The organism is Streptomyces sp. 150FB, from assembly GCF_000818195.1.
In the GTDB taxonomy this organism is placed as follows: Bacteria; Actinomycetota; Actinomycetes; order Streptomycetales; family Streptomycetaceae; genus Streptomyces.
Genome location: NZ_JTHL01000001.1, coordinates 1,173,610 through 1,198,833, shown reverse-complemented (window position 1 = coordinate 1,198,833; position 25,224 = coordinate 1,173,610). Strand labels below are relative to the sequence as shown.

The window sequence follows — 25,224 nt, the reverse complement described above, 5'->3', positions numbered from 1 at the left end:
GGAAGGTCCATGCTTCGAACACCGACGGGCGGTGCCGGTCACGGCACCGCCCCCACGGCCGAACCACTGGTCAGTATCGGGGCGGTGCTGAACCACCTCAGGGACGAGTTCCCCGAGGTCACCATCTCCAAGATCCGGTTCCTCGAGGCCGAGGGGCTGGTGGAGCCGCGCAGGACACCGTCGGGCTACCGCAAATTCAGCCCCGAGGACGTCGAGCGGCTGGCCCAGGTGCTGCGGATGCAGCGCGACCACTACCTGCCCCTGAAGGTCATCAGGGAGCACCTGGACGCCTCGGAGCGCGGCGAGCGCCCCCGGATCCCCGGCCCCCAGCGCGAGCTGCCCGACGGCTCCTGGGAGGACGCGGAGGGGGAGACGCCCACGGCCGCCAGGATCGGCCGCGCCGAGCTGCTGGCCGCCGCCGAGGTCGGCGAGAGCGCCCTCGACGAGTGGGAGGCGTACGGCCTCATCACTCCGATGCCGGAGGGCGGATACGACTCCGAGTCCGTCACCGTGGCGAAACTTGTCGCGGATCTCGGAAAATTCGGACTCGAACCCAGACATCTCAGAGTGATGAAAGCCGCAGCCGAGCGTGAGGCCGGTCTCGTCGAACAGGTGGTGTCGCCCCTGCGCCGGCACCGTAATCCGCAGACCAGAGCCCATGCGGAGGCCACCACGAGGGAGCTGGCCTCCCTCTCCGTACGCCTGCACGCGGCGCTGGTACGGACCGCTCTCGGAGTGCGACAGCACTGATCACGGGGGAGTCCGACTACCCAAACCGACCGGGCACGTCCTAGGGTTGCTGTGTGAACGAGCTCGACGTTGTGGGTGTCCGGGTCGAAATGCCCTCCAACCAGCCGATCGTGCTCCTGCGTGAAGTGGGAGGCGACCGCTACCTCCCCATCTGGATCGGACCGGGGGAGGCTACTGCTATTGCCTTCGCTCAGCAGGGCATGGCTCCGGCGAGGCCGCTGACGCACGACCTCTTCAAGGATGTCCTTGAAGCGGTGGGCCAGGAGCTCACCGAGGTCCGCATCACCGACCTCAGGGACGGGGTCTTCTATGCGGAGCTGGTCTTCGCGAGTGGGGTCGAGGTGAGTGCCAGGCCGTCCGATGCCATAGCGCTCGCGCTACGCACGGGTACGCCGATCTACGGCAGTGACGGGGTGCTCGACGATGCGGGGATCGCCATCCCGGACGAGCAGGAGGACGAGGTGGAGAAGTTCCGCGAGTTCCTCGACCAGATCTCTCCGGAGGACTTCGGAACCAACAGCCAGTGAGCCTCCGGAGCACGCTCCGGGGGCCTCTCCGTCAGCGCATTCGGTCAGCCTTTCCCTGAAACGGGACACGGGAAACCACTCTCAGGGTGATTATCACTCGGCGTGGCGAGTGCGGCGATCGTTGACGCACCCCGGGTGACTGCCTACCGTCGACAGGGCAGGTCAAGGACGGAGGTCGGCGTGACAAGCAGCGGTGACGGTACGGCGGCGGATGTTCCGTATCCGCTCCACAGCAGTGCGGCCGACCCCGGAGTCGAGACGGTCGGTTACCGGGGTCCGACCGCGTGCGCGGCGGCGGGGATCACATACCGCCAGTTGGACTACTGGGCGCGTACGGCGCTGGTCGAGCCGAGCGTGCGTCCCTCCTACGGGTCGGGATCGCAGCGGCTCTACAGCTTCCGGGACGTGGTGGTCCTCAAGATCGTGAAGCGCTTCCTGGACACCGGTGTCGCCCTCCAGAACATCAGAGCCGCTGTCCAGCACCTGAGGGCACGGGGTTTCCAGGATCTGGAACGCATGACGCTCATGAGCGACGGCGCGACGGTCTACGAGTGCTCCTCGCCCGACGAGGTCGTGGGCCTGCTCCAAGGGGGCCAGGGGGTCTTCGGGATCGCTGTCGGCGTGGTCTGGCGCGATGTCGAGGCGGCGCTGTCCCAGCTCCACGGGGAGCGGATCGACACGGGCGAGACCCTGATCGGGAACAACCCCACGGACGAACTGGCGAGGCGGCGGCGCGACCGGGCGGTCTGACGCGTGTCCGGCGCCGTCGCAGGGCCGGTTGTCAGTGGTCTGAGGCAGCATCGGGGGTGTGAGATCCGCGCCGACCATCCTGCATCTGGACATGGATGCCTTCTTCGCCGCCGCCGAGCAGGCGTCGAAGCCGAGTCTGCGCGGAAAACCCGTGGTGGTCGGCGGTCTCGGCCCGCGCGGGGTGGTCTCGACGGCCTCGTACGAGGCGCGGCGGTTCGGGGTGCACTCGGCGATGCCGATGGCGCAGGCGAGACGCCTCGCACCGAACGCCGCGTACCTCGTCCCGCGCTTCGCCCTCTACCGCACGGTCAGCGAGCAGGTGATGGAACTGCTGGGCCGGCTCTCGCCGCTGGTCGAGCCGCTGAGCCTGGACGAGGCCTTCGTGGACCTGGAGGCGGGCGGCACCGCCCACGACACCGCGACCGCCCGGCAGGCCGGTGAGCGGCTGCGCAGGGACATCAGAGCGGTCACCGGGCTCACCGGGTCGGTCGGACTCGCCGGGTCCAAGATGCTGGCGAAGATCGGCTCCGAGCAGGCCAAGCCCGACGGTCTCGTGCTGATAGAGCCGGGCACCGAGCGCGAGCTGCTGGGGCCCATGACCGTACGGACCCTGCCGGGGGTGGGGCCGGCGACCGGCGAGCATTTGCGGCGCGCCGGGATGACCACCATCGACGATCTGACCGAGGCCGGCGAGGACGAGCTGGTCCGGCTGCTGGGGAGGTCGCACGGCGCCTCGCTGTTCCGGATGGCGATGGGGTACGACGACCGGCCCGTCGTGTCCGAGCGCGAGACCAAGTCCGTGTCGGTCGAGGACACCTTCGACGTGGACCTGCACGACCGGGTACGGGTGCGCACCGAGGTCGACCGGCTCGCCGAGCGGTGTGTGCAGCGGCTGCGGGCGGGCGGTCACTCGGGGCGGACCGTCGTACTGAAGGTGCGGCGGTACGACTTCTCCACGCTGACGCGCTCGGAGACGCTGCGGGGGCCCACGGACGACCCCGGTGTGGTGCGGGAGGCCGCCGGGCGGCTGCTGGAGTCCGTGGACACCACCGGCGGCGTACGGCTGCTGGGGGTCGGCGTCACGGGGCTCGCCGACTACACGCAGGAGGACCTCTTCGCGCAGGCGGCCGCCGAGGAGCTGGCCCAGGCGGCGGCCGTCGAGCGGGACGAGGCGCGGGCGGCGGAGGAGGGGCGGGCCGGCGGGGTGGAGACGCCGGTGACGGCGGGGGAGGCCGCGCCGCCTGTGGTGGGGACTGAGCCCGCTCCCGCCGAGTTGCCTCCGCCCGCCGAGCGGCGCTTTCCCGCGGGGCACGATGTGCGGCACGCGGTGCTGGGGGCGGGCTGGGTGCAGGGCAGCGGCCTGCGGCGGGTCACGGTGCGCTTCGAGGAGCCGACATCGCCGCCGGGGCGGGTGCGGACTTTCTGGATGGACGATCCCGATCTTGAGCTGTCGGAGCCGCTCCCGCTCGTCGCGCCCCCGGATGACGCGGACGACCCGGATCAGTCCTCGTGACCGGCCAGCCGCCCGAAGTCGTTCTCGGCGTCCCGGTCGGAGAGCGACGCCGGCCGCTCCGGCAGCTCCACGGACGGCAGCGCCAGCCCGTAGTGGTGGTAGAGCTGGACCTCCTGCTCCGGCGAGAGGTGCCGCCCCACACCGAAGTCGGGCGCATCCCGTATCAGCGCGCGGTCGAAGGGGACCTGGAGGGCGTCGTGCGCCAGCGTGCTCGGTGCGAGCGGGACGAACGCGTCGCGGCTGAAGATGCCCGTCCGTACGGCCGCCCACTCGGGCACACCCGTCGCGTCGTCGAGATACACCTCGTCCACCGTTCCGATCTTGCGGCCGTCACGGTCGAAAGCCTTGCGGCCTATCAGGCTGCGCGGATCGATATCGGTCTCCACGTTCCCTCCAACAGATCGAAACTGCTCGTAAGGGTGGCCGGTGTAAATACTACAAAAGTGCAGATCTGGGGCGGCGGCCACTCGAAAGTTGCTTCGGATACCTCGCTGGTAGGCTGGGTAACGGCTGCTGACCCCGTGCGGGAGAGTCCTCCGGTCAAGTTCGCCGGTGGCGCCGAAGGAGCAAATCCTCCCCGGAATCTCTCAGGCCCCCGTACCGCGCGGACGAGGTCACTCTGGAAAGCAGAGCGGTTGTCCGACGGCATCCGCTCTCACCGACGGTGAAAGCCGGGTCGCCTCACGGCGCGCCCGGTGAAGCTCTCAGGTGCAGATGACAGAGGGGGAGGCCGTCCGGGCACCCGCGTCATGGTGCCCCCGCAGGTCGCGTCGACCAGGAGGCCTCCGCAATGAACGCCCAACGCATTCCGCTCGCGCAGCTCGAGCGAGGCACCCCCTTCGAACAGCGCCATATCGGGCCTGACGCGGAGGCGCGGGCGAAGATGCTCGCGCAGGTCGGCTACGGCTCGCTCGACGAGCTGACCGCCGCCGCCGTGCCCGACGTGATCAAGAGCGCCGAGGCGCTGCGCCTCCCCGACGCGCGCACCGAGGCGGAGGTCCTGGCCGAGCTGCGTACCCTCGCGGACCGCAATCAGGTGCTCGCACCGATGATCGGCCTCGGTTACTACGGCACGTTCACCCCGCCGGTGATCCTCCGCAACGTCATGGAGAACCCCGCCTGGTACACCGCGTACACGCCCTACCAGCCGGAGATCTCGCAGGGCCGGCTTGAGGCGCTGCTCAACTTCCAGACCGTGGTGGCCGATCTGACCGGGCTGCCGACCTCCGGCGCGTCCCTGCTGGACGAGGGCACGGCCGCCGCTGAGGCGATGGCGCTGTCCCGCCGCGTCGGCAAGGTGAAGGACGGCGTGTATCTGGTCGACGCCGACGCCCTGCCGCAGACCGTCGCCGTGATCAGGACCCGCGCGGAGCCGACCGGTGTCGAGGTCGTGGTCGCCGACCTGAGCGAGGGCGTTCCCGCCGAGGTGGCCGAGCGCGGGGTGTTCGGCGTACTGATCCAGTACCCCGGAGCCTCCGGTGCCGTACGGGACATCCGGCCCGTCGTGGAGCGCTCCCATGAGCTGGGTGCGATCGTCACCGTCGCCACCGACCTGCTGGCGCTCACACTGCTCACCCCGCCCGGTGAACTGGGCGCCGACATCGCGGTGGGCACCACCCAGCGGTTCGGTGTGCCGATGGGCTTCGGCGGGCCGCACGCCGGATTCATGGCCGTACGCGAGAAGTTCGCGCGCAGCCTGCCCGGCCGGCTCGTCGGGGTCTCCGTCGACGCCGACGGCGACAAGGCGTACCGGCTGGCCCTCCAGACCCGCGAGCAGCACATCCGCCGCGAGAAGGCCACCAGCAACATCTGTACGGCGCAGGTCCTGCTCGCCGTCATGGCCGGGATGTACGCGGTCTACCACGGTCCCGACGGGCTGCGCGCGATCGCCGAACGCACCCACCGTTACGCGACACTGCTGGCCGAGGGGCTGCGCGCCGGCGGTGTGGAGATCGCGCACCCGGCGTACTTCGACACACTGACCGTCCGGGTTCCCGGCCGGGCCGCCCAGGTGCTGGCCGCCGCCCGCGAGGGCGGTGTCAACCTGCACCTCGTCGACGCCGACCACATCTCACTGGCCTGCGACGAGACCACGGGACGGGCGCAACTGGCGGCCGTGTGGAAGGCCTTCGGCGTCGAGGGCGACATCGAGGCGCTCGACCTCGCGGTGGACGACGCGCTGCCCGAACCGCTGCTGCGCACCGGCGGCTACCTGACCCACCCCGTCTTCCACCAGCACCGCTCCGAGACGGCGATGCTGCGCTACCTGCGCAAGCTCGCCGACCGCGACTACGCGCTCGACCGGGGCATGATCCCGCTCGGTTCGTGCACCATGAAGCTCAACGCGACGGCCGAGATGGAGCCGGTCACCTGGCCCGAGTTCGCCGCGCTGCACCCGTTCGCGCCGGCCGAGCAGGCGCAGGGCTACCTCACCCTCATCAGGGAACTCGAGGAGCGGCTCGCCGAGGTCACCGGCTACGACGCGGTGTCCCTCCAGCCCAACGCCGGTTCGCAGGGCGAGTTCGCCGGGCTGCTCGCCGTACGCGCCTACCACCGCGCCAACGGCGACACGGGCCGTACGGTCTGCCTCATCCCGTCGTCCGCGCACGGCACGAACGCGGCGAGCGCCGTGATGGCCGGCATGAAGGTCGTGGTCGTCAAGACGCGCGAGGACGGTGACGTCGACGTCGAGGACCTGCACGCCAAGATCGAGCAGTACGGCGACGAACTGGCCGTCCTGATGGTCACCTACCCGTCCACGCACGGGGTGTTCGAGGAGCACATCACCGATGTCTGCGCCGCCGTGCACGACGCGGGCGGCCAGGTGTACGTGGACGGCGCCAACCTGAACGCGCTGGTGGGGCTCGCCAAGCCGGGCAAGTTCGGCTCGGACGTGTCGCACCTGAACCTGCACAAGACGTTCTGCATCCCGCACGGCGGAGGCGGCCCCGGTGTCGGCCCCGTCGGTGTACGGGCCCACCTCGCGCCGTACCTGCCCAACCACCCGCTCCAGCCGGCGGCCGGACCCGACACGGGCGTCGGTCCGATCTCGGCTGCGCCGTGGGGCTCGGCCGGCATACTGCCCATCTCCTGGGCGTACGTACGGCTGATGGGCGGCGAGGGCCTCAAGCGCGCCACGCAGGTCGCCGTGCTGGCCGCCAACTACATCGCCAAGCGGCTCGAACCGCACTACCCGGTCCTCTACACCGGCCCGAACGGCCTGGTGGCCCACGAGTGCATCGTGGATCTGCGTCCGCTGTCGAAGGCGACGGGCGTCAGCGTCGACGACATCGCGAAGCGCCTGATCGACTACGGCTTCCACGCGCCGACGATGTCGTTCCCGGTGGCGGGCACCCTGATGATCGAGCCCACCGAGAGCGAGGACCTGAACGAACTCGACCGGTTCTGCGACACGATGATCGCGATCCGTGCGGAGATCGAGAAGGTCGCCTCGGGCGAGTGGCCCGCCGACGACAACCCGCTGTGCAACGCACCGCACACGGCGGCGGCGCTCGGCGGGACCTGGGACCACGCGTACACCCGCGACGAGGCGGTCTTCCCGGCCGGGGTCTCGGCCGCCGACAAGTACTGGCCGCCGGTCCGCCGGATCGACGGTGCCTTCGGCGACCGCAATCTGGTCTGCTCCTGCCCGCCGCTGGAGGCGTACGACCACTGACACGGGGGAAAGGCCCGGCGTACGGGGATTGACGTACGAGGGTTGGCGTACGGGGGCCGCGTACGGACATGGGCCTGAGCGCGGTACGTGATACGCGTCGGGGCCGGTGCGGAGGAAGTCTCTCCGGGCCGGCCCCAGTCCTACCTGGTCGTGCTTGTCGTACGAAAGCGCGGCATCAGGCTGCCGCCACCACCTGCTCGCTTCGCAGCGGGCGGTGCGGATCGATGATCTGTCCGTCCGGCAGCAGTTCACCGGTGTCCTCGAAGAGCAGAACGCCATTGCACAGCAGGCTCCAGCCCTGTTCCGGGTGGTGCGCCACGAGGTGCGCGGCTTCCCGGTCGGCGGAATCGGCTGTCGGGCAGGCTGGTTGATGCTGGCACATGGGTGGGTTCTTTCGCTGCGTTGAGTGACGTGTCCTGCGGCTCGACGGTTTCAAGGCCGCCCCCCAGTATCTGTTGGTCCAGTCCTAGTGTTGCCCCGCGGACGGCAATCCGCAGGGATTTCGCGGCAGCAGTTCCTCGTGCTTGAGGACGCTTCACCCTGCCGGACGGTTCAACCCAACTTAGCGGACTCTCAGGGCCGTTCGGGACCGCACGCGAAGTGCCCCGCGGCCGGGTGGCCACGGGGCACTTGTAAAGCCGCTGCGGTGCAGGTCAGGCGGGTGTGCCCAGAAGTGGGGCCGGAGCGAGTCTCGATCCGATCATGGGAAGGAGCTCCGAGACGAGGTGCGGACGGTGCGCCGCGAACCCCGGAGGTGCCGGTGCGAGGGGCACCAGGATGTCGGCGGACGCCGGCGAACCCTCGGAAGGTTCCGCCTCCGTGTCCCCGTGCAGCCAGAGAGTGAGCATGTACAGCTCGGGTACGGAGAGCAGCCGGGGCTGGTAGGGCTTCTGAAGTGTCTCCGCCTGACGCAGCGCGCGCTCCGTCGCCGTCAGGTAGGGCCCCTCGAAGAATCGGGAGAAGGCCCAGCCGTCGGCGGTGAGCATCGTGTCGGCGGCGGCCACGGCGCGGTCACCGCTGCGGATCAGGAACCGCCAGCCGGTCAGCCTCGTGCTCGGGGCACCCCCGTCAGCGGTCGCCCGGTTCAGTACGTAGACGGGAAGGGGAAGCTCGGGGCTCAGCGGTCCCTGGACCGACTGGAGAGCGGGGGTGCGGGCGTCGCGCACTGCGGTGGGAGAACCGAGTGCCATGAGAACGCTGCGCAAGGCGGGCGCGGGGGCCGGGGGAACATGCAGCGGCATGATGGGTTGCCTCTCATTCAGGAGACAGGGTGAAGCGTGAGGTGGTACGGGCGGGTGCGGACGTCGATGTCAGCGTGCGGGGTCAGAGGCCGTCCCGTGGCCAAACGGCCGGGCACCGGCTCTCTGCCTCCTCCGCGAGTTTATACGACGTGTGTTCACGCGATGTTTCTGCTAGCTGTCGTAGATATTGCAATCAAGGCAATATTCGGTCCATCTGGTGCGAAGTTCCTGTTGATAAACAGTGAACGCAAGCCGCTGGCCTGGGGTGATTGCGTCGGCACGGTCGGCCGAAACGCGTCAGCCTTTTGCCGCCCGGCCGGTTCTTGGTGACACGCTTGATATGCCACCGGAATGTGCCGTACGGGTCCCCCTCCCACTCTACCGCCCGCCGCGCCACTCGGGGGGACGTTATGGATCACTCAGGGTGGGCACTATCGATCGTGACGCGAGCCGCCGCACCCGCGGGTTGCCCACTCGAGGAGGGACATTCGATGGGGGAGAAGGTCGAGGCGGACGGTTCAGGACTGTCCGATCGGCAGAAATACCGCGAGAAGATGCGGCAGTGCCTGACGGTGCTGGGGCGTCTCCTGGAGGAGGAGAGGTTCGACCGGCCCAAGAATCTGATGGGCCTGGAGATAGAGCTGAATCTGACAGGTTCCGACGGGATGCCCCGGATGATGAATGCGGAGGTGCTGAAGCGCATCTCCAGTGCTGATTTCCAGACCGAACTCGGAATGTTCAACCTGGAAGTCAATGTGGCGCCGCACCGGCTCGACGGCCGGGTGTTCGACCAGTTGGCCGAGGAACTGCGCGCCGGACTGGGATACGCCCAGCGCAAGGCCAACGAGGTCGACGCCGGGATCGTGATGATCGGCATCCTGCCCACCCTGGGTCAGCACGACGTGGTCGGCGAGAACCTCTCGGACGTGGACCGGTACACGCTGCTCAACCACCAGATGGTCGCGGCGCGCGGCGAGGACTTCACCCTCGACATCGAGGGCGTGGAGCGACTGACGGCCACCTCGTCGTCCATCGCCCCGGAGGCGGCGTGCACCTCCGTACAGCTCCATCTCCAGGTCAGGCCGCACCGCTTCGCCGATGTGTGGAACGCGGCGCAGGCCGTGTCCGCCGTACAGATCGCGATGGGCGCCAACGCGCCGTTCCTGTTCGGCAAGGAACTGTGGCGGGAGTCGCGGCCGCCGCTCTTCGAGCAGGCCACGGACATCAGGCCGCCCGAGCTGAAGGCGCAGGGGGTGCGGCCGAGGGCGTGGTTCGGCGAGCGCTGGATCGACTCCGCCTACGACCTCTTCGAGGAGAACCTGCGCTACCACTCCTCGCTGCTGCCCATCGTCGACGACGAGGAGGACCCGAAGCGGGTGCTCGACGAGGGAGGCCTCCCGAAGCTCCAGGAACTGGTCCTGCACAACGGCACGGTCTACCGGTGGAACCGGCCGGTGTACGAGGTCGCCGACGGCGCGCCGCATCTGCGGGTGGAGAACCGTGTGCTGCCCGCGGGCCCCACGGTCACCGATGTGGTCGCCAACGCGGCGTTCTACTACGGCCTGGTGCGGGCGCTCGCCGAGGACTCGCGGCCGGTGTGGGGCAGGCTGCCCTTCGAGGTGGCCGCGCAGAACTTCGAGACCGCCTGCCGGTACGGGATCGAGTGCGAGCTGCGGTGGCCGCGCCCCGGGCGCGGGGGCGGGATAACAACGGTGCCCGCGGTGAAACTCGTACGCGACGAACTGCTGCCACTCGCCGCCGCCGGACTCGACGCGTGGAACATCGCGCCCGCGGACCGCGACTTCTACCTCGGTGTCATCGAGGGGCGGTGCAAGCGGCGCATGAACGGCGCCTCGTGGCAGGTGGACACCTACCACCGCGCGCGGGACGCCGGCCTGGAGCGGGAACCCGCGCTGGCCGCGATGACCCGCCGCTACAGCGAGCTGATGCACGGGGGCGAGCCGGTGCACACCTGGCCGGTCGGGTTTCCCGGGCCGTCCGCGAAGTGAGGGGGCCGGGAGTGGCGGGCCCGGGACGTGAGGGGCCGGGACGTGCGGGGCCGGGAGCGGAGGGGCCGCGACCGGCGCGGGAGACTTCCTGAGCGGGACCCTGCCCGTCGTACACACAGATTCGTCGGGCAAGCTGTGATCTTCCACGCCTGTCGCGCGCGATTCACGCACCCGCATCCGGGACCCTGGCGACACGGCGCGGGTGAGGGGACTGGAGGCAGGTGTGCGGGTGGAGGCGGAACGCGTGACCGGTGTTTTTCCGGCGGAGGATCTGTCGCGGAGGACTTTCCGGTTCGAGACGGTGCTGGTCCTGGCGCTGTCGCTGGGCGCGAGCGGTGTGTCGGCGCTGATCAGTTTTGTCGGGTCGCTGACCGCTCCCGGACCGCTCAGCGATCACAACGCGAATCTCAACGCCTCGGCGGCCCCCGGGCGGCCCTGGCTCGATCTCGCCTGGCAGCTCTTCGGGATCGCCACCGCGCTGGTGCCGGTGGCGCTGGTGGCGTACCTCCTGCTCAGGGAGCACAGCAGCCTGCGCGCCCTGGGCTTCGACCGTACGCGCCCCTGGTTCGACCTCGGCCGCGGTGTGCTGATCGCGGCGGGGATCGGCAGCATCGGGCTCGCGTTCTACCTGGCGGCGCAGGGGGTGGGAGCGAACCTGACGGTGGTGCCCGAGTCGCTGCCCGACGTGTGGTGGAAGTTCCCGGTGCTGATCCTTTCGGCGGCGCAGAACGCCGTACTGGAAGAGGTCGTGGTCGTCGGGTATCTGCTGCGGCGGCTGGGGCAGCTCGGGTGGACGCCGATGGCCTCGCTGGCGGCGAGCGCCGTGCTGCGCGGCTCGTACCACCTGTACCAGGGCGTCGGCGGGTTCATCGGCAACATGGCGATGGGCGTGGTGTTCGTCTACCTCTACCGGCGCTGGGGACGGGTGGGGCCGCTGGTCGCGGCCCACACCCTGCTGGACGTCGGCGCGTTCGTCGGCTTCGCGCTGCTCGCCGGCAAGGTCGGCTGGCTGCCGACCGGGTGATCAGACGCCTGTGAGCAGTTCGCCGTCGATGACGGTCACGGCCCGCCCGGTGAGCAAGGTGCGCTCGCCGCGCAGTGCGGTGCGTACGAGACCGGTACGGGCGGACGCCTGGAGCCCCGTCAGGTCGTCGCGGCCGAGCCGGGCCGACCAGAAGGGTGCGAGCGCCGTGTGCGCGCTGCCCGTGACGGGGTCCTCGTCGATGCCGAGGCGCGGGAAGAAGCCGCGCGACACGTAGTCGTAGCCGCTGTCCCGGGCCTCGGCGGCGGCGGTGACGACGACGCCGCGCCGGGAGAGCGCGGCGAGCGAGGCGAGGCGCGGGGTGAGGCCCCGTACGGTCCGCTCGTCGGCCAGCTCGACCAGTAGGTCCCCGATGTGTTCCGACGTGTCGTGCACCGACACCACATCGGCGCCGAGCGCCTCGGCGACCCCGTCGGGCAGCGGCACGGGCGTCAGTGTGGACGTGGGGAAGTCGAGGGTGAGTGTGCCGTCGTCGTGCGCGGTCGCGCCGAGCACCCCGGAGCGGGTCGCGAAGCCGACGGCGCCGGTCGCGAGGCCCTCCGTACGCAGGATGTGAGCGGTGGCCAGGGTGGCGTGACCGCACATCGAGACCTCCTCGACCGGGGTGAACCAGCGCAGCGCCCACCCGGCGGCGCCACCGGGCGCGAGCGGGTGGGCGAAGGCCGTTTCCGAGAGGTTCAGCTCCGCCGCGACCTGCTGGAGCCACGCGTCGTCGGGGAAGCCGCCGGAGTCCAGGAGCAGGACTCCGGCGGGGTTGCCGGCGAAGGGGCGGTCGGTGAAGGCGTCGACGATTCGAATGCGCATGACACCGACCGTAGGCGAGAGACCCCGGGGGTGAGAGAGGGGCCCGATCGGCTTCGGTCTCGTGCGGCCGGTTCAGACCAGCTCGTGCTGCCGGTTCAGACCAGCTCGGGGCGGTGCCACGGCTCGTCCAGCACATGGTGTGCCAGGAAGCCCAGCACCGTGGCGTACCACAGGCGGACGTTGTTCGGCTTGACGATCCAGTGCCCCTCGTCGGGGAAGTACAGGAACTTCGCCGGGACCTCGAACCGCGCCAGGTCGTTCCAGAGCGCGAGGCCCTCGCCGATCGGAACCCGGTAGTCCTTGTCGCCGTGGATCACCAGCATCGGCGTGGTGATCTTCGCGGCCCGCAGATGCGGGGACTCCAGCTCGTACCGCTCGGTGCGCACCAGCGGGTCGCCCTGCCGCCGCATCCAGAAGCCGGGGTGGTCGGTGACCCCCGCGAAGCTGTACATGTTCCACAGGCTCGCGTGGGTGACGATCGCCTTGAAGCGGTCGGTCTTGGTGGCGATCCAGTTGGCCATGTAGCCGCCGTACGAGCCGCCCATCATGGCTGTGCGCTCCTCGTCCAGGTCGTCCCGCCGCAGCGCGGTGTCGGTCAGCGCCATCACGTCCTGGTACGGAGCGCCGCCCCAGTGTGCCCAGCCGCGCTCGTGCATCCGTTGCCCGTAGCCGGTGGACAGCGCAGGGTCCGGCAGCAGAACCGCGTAGCCGGCGGCCGCGGCCACCCACGGGTTCCAGCGCCAGTGCCAGGCGTTCCAGCTTGTCTGCGGACCGCCGTGCACCCACAGCAGCAGGGGCGCGGGGGTGGCGGCGGAGGCCTGGGACGGCAGCACCAGCCAGGCGCGCAGCGCCGTCCCGTCCTCGGCGGTGGTGTGCACCTCGGTGAGGCTCCCGGGCAGCGCGGTCACCCGCCCGGGGCACGGCAGCGGCACCGGCTGTTGGCCGGGTGCCGCGGCATCGAGACGTACGGGGGCCGGCGCGCTGTCCACGGCCGAGCGCAACGCGTACAGGGTGCGACCGTCCGGGTCCGCGACCACGTTGGTGTACGCGCCTGAGGCGGTGAGCCCGACCACCTCGCCGGTGCCGGTGGAGAGCCGGAAGACCGGCGCGTGGCCGGCTTCGTCGGCGGTGAAGTAGACCACCGGCGCCCCGTCCTCGCCGGGCACCGGGGAAAAGACCGGGGCACCCGGCCACTGCTCGAAATCGGGCAGCAGGTCGTGTCCGGAGTCCTGGTCGTCGGTGGCGTCCACCAGCCACAGCGTGACGTCACCGGGGCTGTCCCAGGTGATCCGCCGCTCGCGCGTGCAGACCAGATGCCGGCCGTCCGGGGCGAAGGCGGGGGCGCCGAACTCGGCGTCGGGGGACTCCAGCACCCGCAGCACCTTGCCGGTGGCGGCGTCCGCCACCACGACGGCGGCGCGCACCTCGTCGGGGAGCGTGCCCACCGCCGCCACGTAGGCGATCAGCGAGCCGTCGGGGGAGAGCGCGATCCCCTCGTAGGCGGAGACGCACCGCTCTCCGCAGTCCACCACCGCGAGCTGTTCGGCGGCGGGGTCCGGCACGGTGAACACCCGCGGGATGCCGGGACCGAGGTCGTGGTCCCAGTACCGCACCGGCACCGACTCGTGAAGGATCGCCGACACCTTGGCCTTCTGGCGGGCCTCGCGGAGCTGTGCGTCCTGCTCGGCGTCGGCCGCTCCGGGGAGTCGGGAGGCCGCCAGGGCGATCCGGGACGCCTCGGCAGCGGTCGCGTACTCGTCGATCCCGCCGGGCCTGGCCAGCACCTGTGCTGCCTCGCCGCCGTCTGCGGGCAGGCTCCAGAGTGCCGCTTCCCGCTTGTCGTCGTCGCCCTCAGCGGGGTCGGCGACCGGGCGGGAGGAGAGGAAGAGCAGGGTCCCGTCGGGCAGGAACGCGGGAGCTGATTCGCCGCGACCGGAGCGGGTGAGACGCCGCGCCGGACGTTCCCCGGACGGGTCGACGTCCCACAGGGCGCCGACGAATCTGGTGGCGTCGGCGGAAAGCTCCTGAACCACCGTCACCAGACGGGTGCCGTCGGGTGACAGGGCCAGCGAGGAGACGCGGGGCAGCGCGACGAACGCCGCCAGGTCGTGGAAGGCAGTGGATTCAGGCATGGGAATCATCCTGGGCCCCGGTGCGGGAGCGCGCCAGCCCTTTCCGCGGCCGGCGAATGGCGCGCGGTCACGGGCAGTCGCTCACGAAGCCGCAGATCCCGGGGCGGCTCGCGGACACACCGCGGCTTCACCTCGGCGCCAGGGCGTACGTGGTCGAAGGGGCCGGCGCCGGGCGGCCCGGTCTCGGTCCCTCCGCCGACCTCCCGGCCGAGTTCCAGGTATCCGAGGACCTCGCCCCAGAAGGCGGCGGGCCGATAGCGTGCCGCCATGACCGTTCACGCGGAGCGCCCGCTGCTCTTCCTGGATGTCGACGGGACGCTGCTGCCCTATGGCGGGGCACGGCTTCCTTCGGCCCTCGAAGAGTGGGACGGCTGGCAGGACGTGTCGAATCCTCAGTTGGCGAAGATCGACCTCGCGCACGGTCCGCGTCTGCTGGCGCTGCCCTGCGTGCTGATGTGGGCCACCGCGTGGATGCACGATGCCAACGAGGTGATAGCTCCGCTGCTCGGGCTGCCTGAGCTGCCGGTGGCGGACCTGCCGGACGCGCCGGAAGAGGATGATCCGGACGTGTTGCACTGGAAGACCCGGGCGCTCGTCCAAGCTGCGGCCGGACGCCCGTTCATCTGGGTCGACGACGAGATCACTGATCTCGATCGCGCCTGGGTGTCACGGCACCATCGCGGGCACGCACTCCTGCACCGTGTGGATTCCATGATCGGTCTCGTTGCTACGGACTTCGCCGTGCTCGACGACTGGCTGCGGGACCGGCGTACCCAGGCTCAGCAGCGCTGACGTCACTGCTTGACGCCGCCGGCCGGCACGTGGTGCCCGGCAGCGGGCCTGTCCCACGGCCGTCCCGGGAAACTCCGAGCTCCGCACCGACCGTGGCACCCGCCTGTCCCCGGCCGTATCCGCCCGCCCGTGAGCGGTCCCTGGAACGGGCCGTCACGCAGGCACGAGAAGGGGCCGCCGACGGTGCCCGCGCGCGCCGCTGACCCGTCGCGAGCAGCCCGGCACGGGCGACCCCACCGCGTCCAACTCGCCCATCGGCCCAACCCCGGAACCCGACACCGACACCCCGGGGACATGCGAAGTCTGCGGGCACCCGCTGCCTCCCGGGCACGGACAGTCACGACGGCGCACGTGTTCAGCCCGATGCCGTCAGCGGGCCTACCGGTCATCCGGAGAGCGACGTGCGGCGACAACCCCAAGCCCCGTCCCGTTGCCGGGACCTGCGGCTCCACCCAAATCGGTCGGGGCGAGGGCTGACGCCCTCGCCCCGACCCGCAACGAATCCCTTGAATCACCGCGCTGCCCGGTCTGTTCAGGCCCTATGCCGGAAGGAAGTCGTAGGTCACAGCGCCGGACATGCCCTCAGCGCTGTCGCCAGAAGGCATATCGGCGACGGAAGATGACGCTGTCCTGTCCCGATGGAGAACGTGGGGAAGGCAGAACAGCGGTTGAAGAGCGTGAGGCGAGCGTGAGGCCTATAGGCGGCAGCAGCCATGGAGCGTCACGGACTCCACGTAAGTCTCCGAAGCTCGATCGCCGGTTACCGAAAGTCATATTCGGTTCGGTCCGGCTCCGTCCTGCCAGCGGTAGAGGTCGCGCAGCAGGGAGATCTCGGCGCCGTGATGGATCAGCTCCCTGTTGACGTGCAGGACCCTGTTCTCCATGGGAAACCGCTCGGGACCCACCGTGGGCGGATTGTCCAGGTCGGCGTCCGAGAGCTCGCGGACCCCCGCGTTCCATCTCCCGTACATCTCATCGAGCTGTTCCAGCGTCTCGTCAGCGGTCCCCGCGTAGGCGAATGTCTGGGAGTCGACGTCCTGGCCGCCGAAGTACCATCCGACCCGATAGCCCAGGCACGAGACGATGATGTGCGCCAGCCGCCAGCCAATCGTGGTCACCGGTGCCGGCACCGGGGCAGGGGACGCGGAGTCCATCGTCCATTCCCCCGAGCCGTCCAACGTCGGTGCGGCCGACGTGCCACGCGGGCGGATGCTCCAGCAGCCGCGCACCGGCTCCCAGAAGTACTCCTCGTCAGTAAGACCGTCCAGCCGTGGCCGCAGGCTCTTGCGCCAGTACCAATCCAACTGCTCCGCGAGCCGCTCGCTTCTTGTCATCGCCGCACACTACAGACCCGTCGAGCAGGGTGATCGTCGCCGTCTGCGGCATCCTCCACTGTCACAAACCCCACAGACAGTCATCCCGTCATCCCTAAATGGCACAGAAGTCGATCGATCGGCCTTCGCTGGCAATCGATCAACACCCACTGACACAGGTCACACACCACATGGAATCGGGTGTTGCATCGGCGACAGGTTCCGATATATCGTTGACGCATCGCGACTGATCAACGATGAAAGGAACGTAACGATGCACTCGCATGGATACGGACACGGACCGGGGCACGGCGAGCACGGCCACGGTCATGAAGGCAGGGGCGGATTCGAAGGACGGCGCGGGGCCTTCGGGCCGTTCGGGCCGCCCTTCGGCGGACCCTTCGGCGGTGGCGGCCCCTTCGGCGGCCGAGGTCGTGGCGGCGGAGGCGGCGGACGGGGGCGGGCGCGGCGCGGTGACGTGCGCGCTTCGATCCTGGCGCTGCTCAAGGACCGGCCGATGCACGGCTACGAGATGATCACGGAGATCGGGGAGCGCAGTGGAGGCGCCTGGCGCCCCAGCCCCGGCTCGGTCTACCCGACCCTCCAGCTTCTGGAGGACGAGGGCCTGATCATCAGCCAGAGCGAGGGCGGCAAGAAGCTGTTCACGCTGACCGAAACGGGGCGTACGGAGGCCGAATCCGGTCCGGACGCGCCGTGGGAGGAGGCCGGGCGCGGCATCGACTGGGAAGGCGTCAACGAGATCCGTCAGGCCGGTTTCGGGCTGATGGAGGCGTTCGGGCAGGTCTGGAAGACCGGCTCGCCCGAGCAGCGCAAGAAGGCGCTCGACGTCACCAACGAAGCCCGCAAGAAGCTCTACCTGATCCTCGCCGACGAGGACTGACCAGTCCCCGTCCGCAGGTGTACGGGAGGGGCCGCGCGGCCGAGGTCGCGCGGCCCCTCCCGTACGTATGTACGTAGGCGCGTGTGCCTGTGCGTGTGTGCCTGTGCGGGCGCGCCGGCTCAGATCCTGTCCGGTACCAGCAGCCGCCAGAACACCGCCGAGTCGAACGCGTCGGAGGCGCGGGGGTGCGGCCCCTCGTCGTGGCAGTGGAACGCCGCCCAGAACACGTCACCGCGCAGCGCCTCCGCCGGTGCGTACACCCGATAGACGTACTGCCGGCCGTCCACGGCGAGCAGGGCGACCATCCAGTACATCGGCCTTCCTCCCGACCCTGCCCGGCGCTGTTGGGTCGTACGTTTCGGACGCGTGCGCGCCCCATCGGGTTGCGCCCGGCGCCGGAAGGCAAGACGCCGCGCGCCCGCTCCGGGTCGAACAGGCACGATCTCATTCGTAAGGAGGAGAACCGGGCCGGATTCACCCACCCGTGGTGGGACCCGTGAATGCTCCCCTCCGGGGATGCCCTCAATGCGAAGAAATGATGGGGTGAGAAGGTGCAAAGCCCTACCCCGCGTATGCCCGGACAGTCCGCAGCGAGCCCTTTCGACATCGACGCGCGCCTCACCGTGGAACTCGCGTCGGTCGTATCGGGCGCACGCCGGCGCGCCCATCGCGACGCCGACGAACACATCGACACAGCCCACCTGTTGCACTCGCTGCTGGAGTCGGACCCCGAGGTGCGCGCCGCTTTCGACGGCGGCCCCCAGGTGGCGCGGGTGCTCGGCTATCTCGTGCAGCGCAGCATCGGATACGGGCTGCGCTGGCACGGCACGGTCGAGGAGTCGGGCCCCGTGCGCCGCATACGGACGGGCGCGGCGGCCGGCTGGTCACCGGCGGCCGTCACCGCCCTGGAGAGCGCGCTCGGCCGTGCGGCGCTGCGCGGCGAGTCGCGGGCCGGGGGACTCGATCTGCTGGTCGCGCTGGCCGCCGATCCGTCCTGCCGGGCCGTCGAGGTCCTGAATCGGGCCGGGGTGGACGCGGCGATGCTGGCCGAGCGGCTGTCCTGCGCGTCCGGACAGGTGTAACCGAGGCGAGGCTGCTGACGTTGACTGTCATGATGGCGTCATGCGCGTCTCTGTGGGAAGGAACGCCGGACTCGGGCTCGCCCTGGTGTCCGCGCTGTCGTTCGGCGGTTCGGGTGTCGCCGCCAAGCCGCTGATCGAGGCGGGCCTCGGCCCGCTGCATGTGGTCTGGCTACGGGTCGCGGGCGCGGCCCTGATCATGCTTCCGGTGGCCTGGCGGCACCGGGCGCTGGTGCGCGACAGGCCCGTCCTGCTCGTCGGTTTCGGCCTGCTGGCCGTCGCGGGCGTGCAGGCCTGCTACTTCGCCGCGATCTCCCGTATCCCCGTCGGTGTCGCCCTGCTCATCGAATACCTCGGCCCCGCGCTCGTCCTGCTCTGGGTCCGCTTCGTGCAGCGCAGGCCGGTCAGCCGAGCGGCGGCGGTCGGTGTGGTCCTCGCCGTGGGCGGTCTCGCCTGCGTCGTCGAGGTCTGGGCCGGGATCAGCTTCGACACGGTCGGGGTGTTGCTCGCCCTCGGCGCCGCCTGCTGCCAGGTCAGCTACTTCGTGCTGTCCGACCACGGGGCCGACAGCCGGAACGGGACGACTCCGGCGGACCCGCTGGGCGTCATCGCGTACGGACTGCTCGTCGGTACGGTTGTGCTGACGCTCGTCGCCCGCCCCTGGACCATGGACTGGGCCCTGCTCGGCGGCAGCGCGGACCTCGGCGGATCACAGGTCGCCGGGGCGCTGCTGCTCGGCTGGATCGTGCTGATCGCCACGGTACTCGCCTACGCGACCGGGGTGACGTCGGTACGCAGTCTCTCCCCGCAGGTGGCGGGCGTCGTCGCCTGCCTGGAGGCGGTCGTGGCGACCGTACTTGCCTGGGTGCTGCTGGACGAGCACCTCTCGGCGCCGCAGATCGTCGGGGGCGCGGTGGTGCTCGTCGGCGCTTTCATCGCCCAGACCTCCACGCCCAAGGCGCCCTCGGGACCGGTGGCGGGCGGGGACGTGCTCGGTGCGGGTGGCGCCGAGGAGCCCACGGGACAAACGGAGTTGTCCGACGCGCCCACCACGACCTAGTGTCCTGATCATGCATTCGACCGTATTGCCGCCTCCCGCAGCCTGACGCGGGCGGCCATCCGCTGAAGAACACCGGGCTCGGGCAGTTCCCGAGCGGTTTCTCGCTGCCCGCGTGACGGAGCTGAGCGACCATCCATCCGTTCTTCACACGGAGACATCACGTGTCGAATCGTTCTTCCACGCCCTCCTCCATGCCTTCTGTCGGTGCGTCCGCTTCCGGCGCGCCCGTCGGCCGGAGCCTCTTCTATCTGGCCGTCGCCGGGATCGCCTGGGGTACGGCGGGAGCCGCCGGCTCCCTCGTCTACCGGATCAGCGACCTCGGTCCGATCGCCCTCTCCTTCTGGCGCTGCGCGGGCGGGCTCGTCCTGCTGCTGGGCACGCTCGCCGTGCGGTCGCTGCGTAGGCGTACGCATGCGCGAGCGGTGACGTCCGTCGAGCCGGGCCGGCGCAGGCTGCTGCGGATCGTCGGTACCGGCGTCTGCTTCACCCTCTTCCAGACCTCCTACTTCGTGGCCGTCCAGTCGACCGGACTCGCGGTCGCCACCGTGGTGACCCTCGGCGCCGGGCCCGTGATCATCGCGCTCGGCGCGCGACTGACCCTGGGGGAGCGGCTCGGCGGCGGTGGCGTGGTCGCGGTGACCGGCGCGCTCGCCGGGCTGGCGGTGCTCGTACTCGGCGGTGACGCCGCCGACGTACGTCCGGCGGGCATCGCCTTCGCCGTGCTGTCGGGGGCCGGTTACGCGGCGATGACCCTGCTCACCCGGTGGCTCGGGCGTACGGGCGGAGGCGCCGACTCGCTGTCCACGACCACCTGGGCCTTCGCGGTCGGCGCGCTCGCGCTGCTGCCTCTCGCCGCCGGTGAGGGCCTGCTGCCGCACACCGTCGAGCCGGCCGAGGTGGTCTGGCTGCTGGTGTACGTGGCGGCCGTACCGACCGCGCTGGCCTACGCGCTGTACTTCGCGGGGGCGGCCGTCGTGCGGGCCGCCACGGTCTCCGTGATCATGCTGCTCGAACCGGTGAGCGCGGCCGTCATCGCGGTCGCTCTGCTCGGCGAGCGGCTGACGGCGGCGACGGTGGTGGGCACACTGCTGCTGCTCGCCGCCGTGGTGGGTCTCGCGGTGGCGGAGGCCCGTACGGCGTCGACGCGGCGCAGGGAGGCGGTACTGCTGTGACGGCCTTCTTCTGACGGCCTTCTTCCGACAGGCCTGTTCCGACGTCGGGTCCCGCCCCTCGGCCTTGGTATCCTGGGCTGATCGGAGGCCCCTCCGCTTGGACCTTCCGGTGGCCGTGAGTGGCTCCGGCGGTCCCGGTGAAGGATCATCTTCCGATCAGCTCAGCCATCGGACGCGCGCGTCCGATCCCGGTACGGAAGGCCATGGCCGTGGCGAATGCCGAGAAGTCCCGCCCGCTGCGGGCGGACGCCCGTCGCAATCGCGACAGGCTGCTCTCCGTGGCGCTCGAAAGCTTCACCCGCGAGGGGCCCGACGTGCCGCTGGAGTCGATCGCGCGGGAGGCGGGGGTCGGCATCGGCACGCTCTACCGTCACTTCCCGACCAGGGAGACGCTGGTCCTGGCGATCTACCATCGCGAGGTCGAGGACCTGTGCGAAGCGGCCCCCCGGCTCCTCGGCGAGCTGGCCCCCGACCAGGCCCTGCGCCGGTGGATGGACCAGCTCGCCCGGCTGGCGATGACCAAGCACGGCCTCGGCGGGGCGCTCAGGGACGCGGCCACCTCGGAGAGCGAACGGTCCGTCGATACGTACGGCCGGCTGGTCGGCGCCGTCTCCACACTGCTCGACGCGTGCGTCGCCGCCGGTACGGCGCGCTCCGACCTGGACCCCGAGGACGTACTGCTGTCCATGGGCGGTCTGTTCATGCTGCGGGACAAGGACGGCTGGCAGGACCAGGCGCGCCGTATGAGCGGCCTGCTGATGGACGGCCTGCGCGCCGGGGCGCCCAACCCTCCGGCGACCGACTCGACCAGGGTCAGTGGGGGGCAGCGAGCAGCCCGTTGAGTTCCGCGAAGGGCATGCCGTCGGCGAGGGAGTCGTAGCCGCCGGTGCCGAAGAGGTCCTGTGCGGCCCGGCGGGCGGCGGCGTAGGCGACCTGTGCCACGCCCGATCCGAGACTGACGCGGGCCACGCCGAGGGCGCCGAGCTCGGCGACGGTCGGGGTGCCGGGGCCGGCCATGACATTCAGCGGTACGGAGATGTGCCTGGCCAGTGCCGCGATGGTGGCGGTGTCCGTGACGCCGGGGACGAAGATGCCGTCCGCCCCCGCGTCGACGTACATGTGCGCCCGGGACAAGGTTTCCTTCAGGCGGGTGCCCGGGGCACCGAGGCCGAACAGGAAGGTGTCGATCCGGGCGTTGAGGAACAGGTCCGCGCCTGCCCGGTCGGCGGCCCCCCGGGCCGCGGCCAGCCGTGTCGCGAGCTCTGCCGGGGGCCGGGGGCCGTCTTCGATGTTGACGCCGGCGGCACCCGCAGCGAGCACCCCGGCGACGGTCTCGGCAACGCCGGCGGCGTCCTTGCCGTACCCGCCCTCGATGTCGGCGGTGACCGGAACCGCGACGGCGGCGACGATTCGGCCGATCAGTTCGAGCGCTCGTTCCCGGGGAAGGGCGTCGCCGTCCGGAGAACCCAGTGACCAGGCGACGCCGGCACTGGTCGTGGCGATTGCGGAGGCGCCCGCGGCCTCGATGACGCGGGCGCCCGCGACGTCCCAGGCGTTGGCGAGCGCGAGAGGTTCGGTCGAGGTGTGCAGGGAGCGGAAGAGGCGGGCGTCGTCCGGCCGTGTGCGGGTCATGCGCGCAGTCAAACATCGACTGCCGCCCGCCTTCTGGCAAGAATCCGACACAGACGTCGGCCCGCACCGAGTGTGTTCAGGCCGATCCCGCCGAGCGCGCCCGAGCACCATGCCCCACGAGCCCCAGGGTGAACGCCCTCAGGCGTCGCCGTCGGTCCGGTGCCGCAAGTGGTGCGCGTGGGCCGCGAGGTCGCGTACGCCGCCCCGTGCGAGCAGACCGGCGGCTGTCCGCGCTTTCACGTCGTCCGCTTTGTGGGCCGCGTACTTGAACTTGGCGCGTACGTCCGTCACTTCGAGCCGCAGCCCACGGATGCCGGCCAGCATCCGCCCGTACGGTTCCTCACCCACGGCGGCGGGCGCCGAGAGCCCGTCCTGCTGGAAGTGGCCCATCTGGCGGTTCAGCAGCTCGGCCTTCTGCTGCGGATCGTCCACGAGGTGCGCGGTGCAGTGGAGTTGGACCGCCGCGTAGAAGCTGGTGGGTACGCCGTGTTCGGGCGGGGTGTCGTCGGGCGCCTGCCACGGTCCGGGAACGAAGACGTAGTCGTCCACGACGCTGAGGACGATGTGCGGATCCGCCTCGACGGCGGGCCACACCGGGTTGGGGCGGGCGAGATGGGTGACGACCTCGCCCTGCGGGCCGCGCGACGGGTCGTAGAAGAAGTGCAGCGGCTGGACGTACGGCGGCTCGCCCGGCAGGCCGTTGACGGCGAGCTGGCCGAAGTCGTGCTCGGCCAGCCACTGTTGCCAGACGGTGTCGTCCTGCGGTGCGTCCCAGGGGTGAATGAGCATGGCGGGCCTCAGAGTGCGGAGAGGTAGGCGGGCAGTGTGATGGCCGGATCGAGATCGTCGGCCGGGATGGGGGGCCCGTATCCGCGCTGGAGCGGTACGACCCCGGTCCAGTGGGGGAGTCCGGTGTCCTCGGGCTCGTCGTTGGGTCCGCCCGCGCGCACCTTGGCCGACACCTCGTTCAGGTCGAGCCGGATGACGGCCGTCGCTGCCAGTTCCCGGCTGTTGGCGGGGCGTGAGTCGTGCGAGCGGCCGGGCACGACATGCTCGACGATCGCGTCGAGTGCCATGCCACGCTCCTCGGGGTCGGTCACCTCATGGGCGATGCCATGGACCACGACGGAACGGTAGTTGATGGAGTGGTGGAAGGCGGAGCGTGCCAGGACCAGCCCGTCGACATGGGTGACGGTCAGGCAGACCCGCAGGCCCGGGTCCGTCTCCTTTCCGCTCGCTGCCGTCATGCGCAGCGGGCGTGAACCCGTCGAGCCGTGGACGTACAGCCGCTCGCCGACCCGGCCGTAGAGCGTGGGGAGGACGACGGGCGCGCCGTCGCGCACAAAGCCGAGATGGCAGACGTAGGCCTCGTCGAGCAGTGCGTGCACCACCTCGCGATCGTACGACGCCCGGTCCCTGGAGCGGGAGGGGATGGTGCCCGGCGTCGGTGTGTAGGCCCCCGCGGCTGTCCGAGGTGTGGTCTCCGGCGTCTCCGGCATTGCGTCCTCCATTGCACTAGTGCATAGTGTTCTTTGTGCTAGGAGAGTATCGGATCAGTGGGCGGCGCGCCGTGGAAATTTCCGCCAGTGTGGAGCGCGCGGTGGGCTCGGGTGAGCTGGCCCCGGGCCAACTGCTGCCGCCCATGAGGGAGTTGGCGACAGAGTTGGGGGTCAACCCGAACACCGTCGCGGCCGCCTACCGCACCCTGCGCGACCGGGGTGTGATCGAGACGGACGGCCGCAGGGGCAGCCGGGTGCGGGCGCGACCGGTCAGCACAGCTCGCGGATCGATCCGCGTCGAGGCGCCGCCCGGCGTACGGGACGTCTCCGAGGGCAACCCGGACCCGGCCCTGCTGCCGCCGCTGCACCAGGCGCTGGCGGCCGCCGCGCTGCACAACGAGCACGAGCCGAGGCTGTACGGACAGCCGCCGGTGGACCCGGGGTTCGCGCGGCTCGCACGCGCCGGACTCGACACCGACGGGGTGCCCGACGGGCCGGTCGCCGTCATGTCCGGTTCCCTGGACGCGATCGAACGGGTGCTGGTCGCCCACCTCAGGCCCGGCGACGCGATCGCCGTCGAGGACCCGGGCTGGGGCAGCCTGCTGGACCTCGTACCCGCGCTCGGACTGCGGCTGGTACCGATGCGGCTCGACGACGACGGGCCGCTCCCCGCCGAACTGGATCGCGCGCTGCGCGCGGGCGTCCGGGCCGTTGTCGTCACCGACCGCGCGCAGAACCCGACCGGAGCGGCCGTGGGCGCCGAACGCGCCGCCGAACTGCGGGCGGTCCTCGCCACCAGGCCCGATGTGCTGCTCATCGAGGACGACCACGGCCACGCGATCGTCGACCTCCCGCTGCACCCGCTCGCCGGGGTCACCGACAGTTGGGTACTCGTACGCTCCACGGCGAAGGCGTACGGGCCCGACCTGCGGCTCGCCGTGCTGACCGGGGACGCCACCACCGTGGACCGGGTGCTCGGCAGGCAGCGGCTCGGGCCGGGATGGGTCAGCGGGATCCTCCAGCGCGCCGTCATGGAGCTGTGGACCTCGGCGGCCGTGGACGTGCCCGCCGTCGCGCGGGCGTACGGGTGGCGGCGCGACGCCCTGGTCGACGCGCTGGCCGCACGCGGGGTCGAGGCGCACGGCCGGACCGGCATGAACGTCTGGGTGCCGGTGGCCGATGAGACCGGCGCCGTCGCCCGGCTGCTGCACGCCGGCTGGGCCGTCGCACCCGGTGCGCGCTTCCGGGTGGCGGCGCCCCGCGGCGTACGGATCACGGTGTCGGCGATGACGGCCGACGACATCGCACCGGTCGCCGACGCGGTCGCGGCGG

At 70.8% G+C, this 25,224-nt stretch carries 24 protein-coding genes and 1 riboswitch; of the genes, 14 read left to right on the top strand and 10 right to left on the bottom strand.

Annotated elements, in window-relative coordinates:
- The first annotated feature begins 9 nt into the window (after positions 1-9).
- From QR77_RS04700 to QR77_RS04685, 4 genes are all read left to right on the top strand, one after another.
- Positions 10-750 carry a MerR family transcriptional regulator gene (locus QR77_RS04700; RefSeq protein WP_040019802.1) on the top strand — a complete coding sequence of 247 codons (741 nt, stop codon included), beginning with the start codon at positions 10-12 and terminating at the stop codon, positions 748-750.
- Positions 751-803: 53 nt separating this feature from the next.
- Positions 804-1,277: a bifunctional nuclease family protein gene (locus QR77_RS04695; protein ID WP_033327106.1), complete on the top strand. Its 474-nt coding sequence runs from the start codon at positions 804-806 to the stop codon at positions 1,275-1,277.
- Positions 1,278-1,457: 180 nt separating this feature from the next.
- Positions 1,458-2,027 (top strand): MerR family transcriptional regulator, encoded by a 570-nt coding sequence (locus QR77_RS04690; protein WP_040019800.1) that lies wholly within the window; start codon positions 1,458-1,460, stop codon positions 2,025-2,027.
- A 58-nt stretch (positions 2,028-2,085) separates the two neighbouring features.
- Positions 2,086-3,540, top strand: coding sequence for a DNA polymerase IV (locus tag QR77_RS04685; RefSeq protein ID WP_040027325.1), 1,455 nt, complete (start codon positions 2,086-2,088; stop codon positions 3,538-3,540).
- Here QR77_RS04685 and QR77_RS04680 read toward each other — a convergent pair.
- The gene (locus QR77_RS04680; protein ID WP_040019799.1) at positions 3,528-3,926 is read right to left on the bottom strand and encodes a PRC-barrel domain-containing protein; all 399 of its coding nucleotides are present in this window, start codon (positions 3,924-3,926) and stop codon (positions 3,528-3,530) included. The two genes, QR77_RS04685 and QR77_RS04680, sit on opposite strands and share 13 nt — an antisense overlap.
- 128 nt (positions 3,927-4,054) lie before the next feature.
- Positions 4,055-4,153: riboswitch (glycine riboswitch) on the top strand.
- A 177-nt stretch (positions 4,154-4,330) separates the two neighbouring features.
- Between QR77_RS04680 and gcvP the strand changes: the two genes are divergently transcribed.
- Positions 4,331-7,216, top strand: coding sequence for an aminomethyl-transferring glycine dehydrogenase (gene gcvP / locus QR77_RS04675; RefSeq protein ID WP_040019798.1), 2,886 nt, complete (start codon positions 4,331-4,333; stop codon positions 7,214-7,216).
- Positions 7,217-7,391: 175 nt separating this feature from the next.
- Here gcvP and QR77_RS04670 read toward each other — a convergent pair whose 3' ends face one another.
- The gene (locus QR77_RS04670; RefSeq protein WP_040019797.1) at positions 7,392-7,598 is read right to left on the bottom strand and encodes a DUF5999 family protein; all 207 of its coding nucleotides are present in this window, start codon (positions 7,596-7,598) and stop codon (positions 7,392-7,394) included.
- A 271-nt stretch (positions 7,599-7,869) separates the two neighbouring features.
- Complete coding sequence (locus QR77_RS04665) at positions 7,870-8,457, bottom strand: hypothetical protein (protein WP_040019796.1); 588 nt, start codon at positions 8,455-8,457, stop codon at positions 7,870-7,872.
- Positions 8,458-8,948: 491 nt separating this feature from the next.
- Here QR77_RS04665 and QR77_RS04660 point away from each other — a divergent pair, with 491 nt between their 5' ends.
- Positions 8,949-10,466 carry a glutamate--cysteine ligase gene (locus QR77_RS04660; RefSeq protein WP_040019794.1) on the top strand — a complete coding sequence of 506 codons (1,518 nt, stop codon included), beginning with the start codon at positions 8,949-8,951 and terminating at the stop codon, positions 10,464-10,466.
- A gap of 223 nt (positions 10,467-10,689) precedes the next feature.
- Positions 10,690-11,490 carry a type II CAAX endopeptidase family protein gene (locus QR77_RS04655; protein WP_040019793.1) on the top strand — a complete coding sequence of 267 codons (801 nt, stop codon included), beginning with the start codon at positions 10,690-10,692 and terminating at the stop codon, positions 11,488-11,490.
- On the opposite strand, the gene QR77_RS04650 is transcribed toward QR77_RS04655, so the two are convergent.
- Together QR77_RS04650 and QR77_RS04645 are read right to left on the bottom strand one after the other, a co-directional pair.
- The gene (locus tag QR77_RS04650) at positions 11,491-12,312 is read right to left on the bottom strand and encodes a PhzF family phenazine biosynthesis protein (RefSeq protein ID WP_040019792.1); all 822 of its coding nucleotides are present in this window, start codon (positions 12,310-12,312) and stop codon (positions 11,491-11,493) included.
- A gap of 95 nt (positions 12,313-12,407) precedes the next feature.
- Positions 12,408-14,444: a S9 family peptidase gene (locus QR77_RS04645; RefSeq protein ID WP_173476272.1), complete on the bottom strand. Its 2,037-nt coding sequence runs from the start codon at positions 14,442-14,444 to the stop codon at positions 12,408-12,410.
- Between the two features lie 267 nt (positions 14,445-14,711).
- Between QR77_RS04645 and QR77_RS04635 the strand changes: the two genes are divergently transcribed.
- Positions 14,712-15,236 (top strand): hypothetical protein, encoded by a 525-nt coding sequence (locus QR77_RS04635; protein WP_040019789.1) that lies wholly within the window; start codon positions 14,712-14,714, stop codon positions 15,234-15,236.
- 770 nt (positions 15,237-16,006) lie between these two features.
- Here the strand turns inward: QR77_RS04635 and QR77_RS04630 are convergent.
- Positions 16,007-16,570, bottom strand: coding sequence for a DinB family protein (locus QR77_RS04630; protein ID WP_040019788.1), 564 nt, complete (start codon positions 16,568-16,570; stop codon positions 16,007-16,009).
- A gap of 253 nt (positions 16,571-16,823) precedes the next feature.
- Between QR77_RS04630 and QR77_RS04625 the strand changes: the two genes are divergently transcribed.
- On the top strand, positions 16,824-17,450 hold the full coding sequence (locus tag QR77_RS04625) for a PadR family transcriptional regulator (protein ID WP_040019787.1): 627 nt from the start codon (positions 16,824-16,826) through the stop codon (positions 17,448-17,450).
- Between the two features lie 119 nt (positions 17,451-17,569).
- Here the strand turns inward: QR77_RS04625 and QR77_RS04620 are convergent, their stop codons facing one another.
- Positions 17,570-17,764, bottom strand: a complete 195-nt coding sequence (locus QR77_RS04620) for a hypothetical protein (protein ID WP_040019786.1) — start codon at positions 17,762-17,764, stop codon at positions 17,570-17,572.
- Between the two features lie 258 nt (positions 17,765-18,022).
- On the opposite strand from QR77_RS04620, the gene QR77_RS04615 reads away from it, so the two are divergent.
- From QR77_RS04615 to QR77_RS04600, 4 genes are all read left to right on the top strand, one after another.
- On the top strand, positions 18,023-18,532 hold the full coding sequence (locus tag QR77_RS04615; RefSeq protein WP_040019784.1) for a Clp protease N-terminal domain-containing protein: 510 nt from the start codon (positions 18,023-18,025) through the stop codon (positions 18,530-18,532).
- Between the two features lie 40 nt (positions 18,533-18,572).
- Complete coding sequence (locus QR77_RS04610) at positions 18,573-19,589, top strand: EamA family transporter (protein ID WP_040019783.1); 1,017 nt, start codon at positions 18,573-18,575, stop codon at positions 19,587-19,589.
- A gap of 191 nt (positions 19,590-19,780) precedes the next feature.
- A complete protein-coding gene (locus QR77_RS04605; protein ID WP_040019782.1) occupies positions 19,781-20,761 on the top strand; it encodes an EamA family transporter in 981 nt (326 codons plus the stop codon).
- A 203-nt stretch (positions 20,762-20,964) separates the two neighbouring features.
- On the top strand, positions 20,965-21,603 hold the full coding sequence (locus QR77_RS04600) for a TetR/AcrR family transcriptional regulator (protein ID WP_040027322.1): 639 nt from the start codon (positions 20,965-20,967) through the stop codon (positions 21,601-21,603).
- On the opposite strand, the gene QR77_RS04595 is transcribed toward QR77_RS04600, so the two are convergent.
- The 3 genes from QR77_RS04595 to QR77_RS04585 all read right to left on the bottom strand — a co-directional run bounded on the left by QR77_RS04595 (position 21,575) and on the right by QR77_RS04585 (position 23,892).
- Complete coding sequence (locus QR77_RS04595; protein ID WP_040019780.1) at positions 21,575-22,393, bottom strand: isocitrate lyase/phosphoenolpyruvate mutase family protein; 819 nt, start codon at positions 22,391-22,393, stop codon at positions 21,575-21,577. The two genes, QR77_RS04600 and QR77_RS04595, sit on opposite strands and share 29 nt — an antisense overlap.
- A 138-nt stretch (positions 22,394-22,531) precedes the next feature.
- On the bottom strand, positions 22,532-23,182 hold the full coding sequence (locus tag QR77_RS04590; protein ID WP_040019779.1) for an FMN-binding negative transcriptional regulator: 651 nt from the start codon (positions 23,180-23,182) through the stop codon (positions 22,532-22,534).
- Between the two features lie 8 nt (positions 23,183-23,190).
- Positions 23,191-23,892 (bottom strand): pyridoxamine 5'-phosphate oxidase family protein, encoded by a 702-nt coding sequence (locus tag QR77_RS04585; protein WP_040019777.1) that lies wholly within the window; start codon positions 23,890-23,892, stop codon positions 23,191-23,193.
- 35 nt (positions 23,893-23,927) lie between these two features.
- On the opposite strand from QR77_RS04585, the gene QR77_RS04580 reads away from it, so the two are divergent.
- The coding region (locus tag QR77_RS04580) for an aminotransferase class I/II-fold pyridoxal phosphate-dependent enzyme (protein WP_040019776.1) at positions 23,928-25,224 on the top strand (1,297 nt) is incomplete at its 3' end.

Bases quoted from the DNA above. Each gene is read 5' to 3' on its own strand.
- QR77_RS04700 (WP_040019802.1), top strand. From the start codon at position 10: ATGCTTCGAACACCGACGGGCGGTGCCGGTCACGGCACCGCCCCCACG.
- gcvP (WP_040019798.1), top strand. From the start codon at position 4,331: ATGAACGCCCAACGCATTCCGCTCGCGCAGCTCGAGCGAGGCACCCCC.
- QR77_RS04670 (WP_040019797.1), bottom strand. From the start codon at position 7,598: ATGTGCCAGCATCAACCAGCCTGCCCGACAGCCGATTCCGCCGACCGG.
- QR77_RS04665 (WP_040019796.1), bottom strand. From the start codon at position 8,457: ATGCCGCTGCATGTTCCCCCGGCCCCCGCGCCCGCCTTGCGCAGCGTT.
- QR77_RS04660 (WP_040019794.1), top strand. From the start codon at position 8,949: ATGGGGGAGAAGGTCGAGGCGGACGGTTCAGGACTGTCCGATCGGCAG.
- QR77_RS04650 (WP_040019792.1), bottom strand. From the start codon at position 12,312: ATGCGCATTCGAATCGTCGACGCCTTCACCGACCGCCCCTTCGCCGGC.
- QR77_RS04645 (WP_173476272.1), bottom strand. From the start codon at position 14,444: ATGCCTGAATCCACTGCCTTCCACGACCTGGCGGCGTTCGTCGCGCTG.
- QR77_RS04635 (WP_040019789.1), top strand. From the start codon at position 14,712: ATGACCGTTCACGCGGAGCGCCCGCTGCTCTTCCTGGATGTCGACGGG.
- QR77_RS04630 (WP_040019788.1), bottom strand. From the start codon at position 16,570: ATGACAAGAAGCGAGCGGCTCGCGGAGCAGTTGGATTGGTACTGGCGC.
- QR77_RS04625 (WP_040019787.1), top strand. From the start codon at position 16,824: ATGCACTCGCATGGATACGGACACGGACCGGGGCACGGCGAGCACGGC.
- QR77_RS04620 (WP_040019786.1), bottom strand. From the start codon at position 17,764: ATGTACTGGATGGTCGCCCTGCTCGCCGTGGACGGCCGGCAGTACGTC.
- QR77_RS04615 (WP_040019784.1), top strand. From the start codon at position 18,023: ATGCCCGGACAGTCCGCAGCGAGCCCTTTCGACATCGACGCGCGCCTC.
- QR77_RS04610 (WP_040019783.1), top strand. From the start codon at position 18,573: ATGCGCGTCTCTGTGGGAAGGAACGCCGGACTCGGGCTCGCCCTGGTG.
- QR77_RS04605 (WP_040019782.1), top strand. From the start codon at position 19,781: ATGCCTTCTGTCGGTGCGTCCGCTTCCGGCGCGCCCGTCGGCCGGAGC.
- QR77_RS04600 (WP_040027322.1), top strand. From the start codon at position 20,965: ATGGCCGTGGCGAATGCCGAGAAGTCCCGCCCGCTGCGGGCGGACGCC.
- QR77_RS04595 (WP_040019780.1), bottom strand. From the start codon at position 22,393: ATGACCCGCACACGGCCGGACGACGCCCGCCTCTTCCGCTCCCTGCAC.
- QR77_RS04590 (WP_040019779.1), bottom strand. From the start codon at position 23,182: ATGCTCATTCACCCCTGGGACGCACCGCAGGACGACACCGTCTGGCAA.
- QR77_RS04585 (WP_040019777.1), bottom strand. From the start codon at position 23,892: ATGCCGGAGACGCCGGAGACCACACCTCGGACAGCCGCGGGGGCCTAC.